The following is a 2,664-nucleotide window of genomic DNA, read 5'->3' on the forward strand; positions in this document are numbered from 1 at the left end:
ATCTCTGACTTCCCCTAAGTTTGCAACCATAAAAGTACAAACTACAGAATTATTGTCTTTATTACAATTCTGAATCTCGAAAGCAAAACCATTGCTTACACGTCTTAAATTACGAGCTTGAGCAATATCATCGTGATTCTGATAGAAGTTAGAACATAAAGCTGTAGTTAAGGCTAAAATTGGTAGCCATCTGAAAAATCTTTTTTTCATCACCATTCGCTACGCAGTACATAAGTGTTTGCCCCCTCGCAGTCAGGTCAAGCAATAGCCCAACCCAACACCAATGGCGGCTAGCAAAACAATACACATTCCCACCCCCCACAACTGTATTAAAAGATACAATTTTATAAATCTTTACATTTCTCTCCCTAACCAGCGATCGAGATTTTGGGGTTTTTGGGGAGTTCAAGAGCTTGGAATTGTACAATAAGGTTGTACAAGTATCCCCTAAAAATCATGTTAAGCAAAGAAACCACCTACTCTCAGGCGAGAATGAATTTAGCGAGTCTCTTAGATCAGGTGTGTGAGGAATCTCAAATTATCGTCATTAAGCGTCGCAATCAGAAAAATGTGGCGTTAATTGCTGAAGATGAGCTTTCCAGTTTATTAGAGTGTGTTTATTTATGGCGATCGCCAGAAAATGCCAAACGCTTATTTCGCTCTTTAGCATGGACAGAGACGGAAGATGCAACTCCTCAAACATTAGCTGAATTAAAAGAGGAGTTAGGAATTGAGTCCTAAAAGAGAAAATAAGCCAGATAAACCTAAAAACAATTCTATTCATGGTTATTTGCCCGTTTTTAGTCCTGATTTCAAAGCAGATTTAGCCTGGTGGTATCAGAACGAACCGAAAAAAGGCGATAAAATCTTAGACTTAGTAGCAGATATTTTGGATGGCGATCCGTTTACAGGATTGGGTAAACCCGAACCTCTTAAGTATATTGCTGCCGACACTTGGTCACGACGGATCGACTTAGAGCATCGTTTAGTTTATAAAGTCACAGGAAATAAGGTTTATTTTTTACAAGCTCGCTATCATTATCAATCAGGCTAAACTTAGCAAAATTCACCCACTCTAAGCTTGAGGATTACAACCTTTTTCCCGTCGATCCCAGACATCATTCTAAAAGTCGGCACTTAAAGGGGTACGGGGGAAAGGAATCACATCGCGAATATTGGTCATTCCTGTCATGAATTGTACCAGACGCTCGAACCCTAAACCAAAACCGGCGTGGGGAACGGAACCGTAGCGACGCAGATCTAAATACCACCACAAATCATCCGGATTCATTCCCTGTTCCTGCATTCTTTGTCTCAGTATATCTAATCGTTCTTCCCGTTGGGAACCGCCGATAATTTCGCCGATCTTGGGCGCTAAAATATCCATAGCGGAAACAGTTTTATTATTGTCATCTAGACGCATATAAAAAGCTTTGATTGTCTTGGGATAATTGGTGACAATCACGGGTTTTTTAAATAGTTCCTCCGCTAGATAACGTTCGTGTTCTGACTGTAGATCTACGCCCCATTCTACTGGAAACTCGAACTGACGATCGGCTTTTTCTAATAACTCGATCGCTTCGCTGTAGGTAATCCGGCCAAACTCACTATTAACGATATTCTCGGCCGTACTTAACACCGTTTTATCGATACGTTCGTTAAAAAACTGCAAATCTTCGGGACAATTTTCTAAGACGAATTTAAAGATATATTTGAGAAATGCCTCCGCTAAATCTTGATCTCCTTCCAAGTCACAAAAAGCCATTTCCGGTTCCACCATCCAAAACTCGGCCAGATGACGGGAAGTATTAGAATTTTCGGCGCGAAAAGTCGGGCCAAAAGTGTAAACATTAGATAGGGCCATAGCCATTACTTCCGCTTGTAATTGTCCACTCACGGTTAAATAGGCCCGTTTACCAAAGAAATCCTCGGCAAAATTGGCGGGTTTTTTTAAGTCTAAACTGGTGACAGTAAATAATTCTCCCGCACCTTCGCAGTCGTTAGCGGTAATAATAGGAGTATGTACCCAAATAAAGCCTTTTTCTTGGAAAAAAGTGTGGATAGCGGTAGCGCAAGCGTTTCTAACCCGCATTACTGCTCCTAGGGTGTTGGTTCTTGCTCGCAGATGGGCAATAGTTCTCAGAAATTCAAAGGAATGACGTTTCTTTTGTAGGGGATAATCCGCAGGACAGTCACCATAAAGGGTGATTTCGGCCGCTTTTAACTCGATATTTTGCCCTTTACCCGGGGAAGGAACCAAATTTCCCGAAACAGCGATCGCCACTCCCGTACTAATTGACTTTAGTACATTTTCATAATCGGGTAAAGTCGGTTCGAGGATAACTTGTAAGTTAGCTAGGGATGAGCCATCATTAACTTCCAGGAAAGTAAATTCTTTTAATTCTCGTTTTGTTCTCACCCAACCCTGCACGGTGACGGATTGATCGGGTTGTCCTGTCTGAAAGATTTCCTTGATTCTGGTAGTCATCGAAAATTTTGGGTCTGAAACCCCGTCGTTCTACGACGGCTTTACCGCTAAATATTAGCGCATTTACACGATATATGCCAGAATGTAAAATATGGAAAAAGCCTATTGGTTTCGATTTTACCCCACACCAGAACAAGAGTCGCTATTGCGGCGCACTTTGGGCTGTGTAAGATTAG

General features: G+C 41.5%; 4 protein-coding genes and 1 pseudogene. 3 read left to right on the forward strand and 2 right to left on the reverse strand.

All coding sequences use genetic code 11. The features are described 5' to 3' along the window. Window positions 1-216 (reverse strand): annotated as a pseudogene (locus IM322_RS07785) (hypothetical protein); the annotation flags it as partial. A 240-nt stretch (window positions 217-456) separates the two neighbouring features. Between IM322_RS07785 and IM322_RS07790 the strand changes: the two are divergent. Together IM322_RS07790 and IM322_RS07795 are read left to right on the forward strand one after the other, a co-directional pair. Further along, the gene (locus tag IM322_RS07790; protein WP_287676039.1) at window positions 457-741 is read left to right on the forward strand and encodes a type II toxin-antitoxin system Phd/YefM family antitoxin; all 285 of its coding nucleotides are present in this window, start codon (window positions 457-459) and stop codon (window positions 739-741) included. Next, window positions 731-1,054 (forward strand): Txe/YoeB family addiction module toxin, encoded by a 324-nt coding sequence (locus IM322_RS07795; protein WP_287676038.1) that lies wholly within the window; start codon window positions 731-733, stop codon window positions 1,052-1,054. The genes IM322_RS07790 and IM322_RS07795 overlap by 11 nt, the downstream gene beginning before the upstream one ends. A gap of 69 nt (window positions 1,055-1,123) precedes the next feature. Here the strand turns inward: IM322_RS07795 and asnS are convergent, their stop codons facing one another. Beyond that, complete coding sequence (gene asnS, locus IM322_RS07800) at window positions 1,124-2,488, reverse strand: asparagine--tRNA ligase (RefSeq protein ID WP_287676037.1); 1,365 nt, start codon at window positions 2,486-2,488, stop codon at window positions 1,124-1,126. Between the two features lie 91 nt (window positions 2,489-2,579). Here asnS and IM322_RS07805 point away from each other — a divergent pair. Then, a partial coding sequence (locus tag IM322_RS07805; RefSeq protein WP_287713168.1) for a helix-turn-helix domain-containing protein occupies window positions 2,580-2,664 on the forward strand: 85 nt, incomplete at its 3' end.

This window comes from Microcystis sp. M109S1 (assembly GCF_020247025.1).
Taxonomy (GTDB): Bacteria; Cyanobacteriota; Cyanobacteriia; order Cyanobacteriales; family Microcystaceae; genus Microcystis.

Bases quoted from the DNA above. Each gene is read 5' to 3' on its own strand.
- IM322_RS07790 (WP_287676039.1), top strand. From the start codon at position 457: ATGTTAAGCAAAGAAACCACCTACTCTCAGGCGAGAATGAATTTAGCG.
- asnS (WP_287676037.1), bottom strand. From the start codon at position 2,488: ATGACTACCAGAATCAAGGAAATCTTTCAGACAGGACAACCCGATCAA.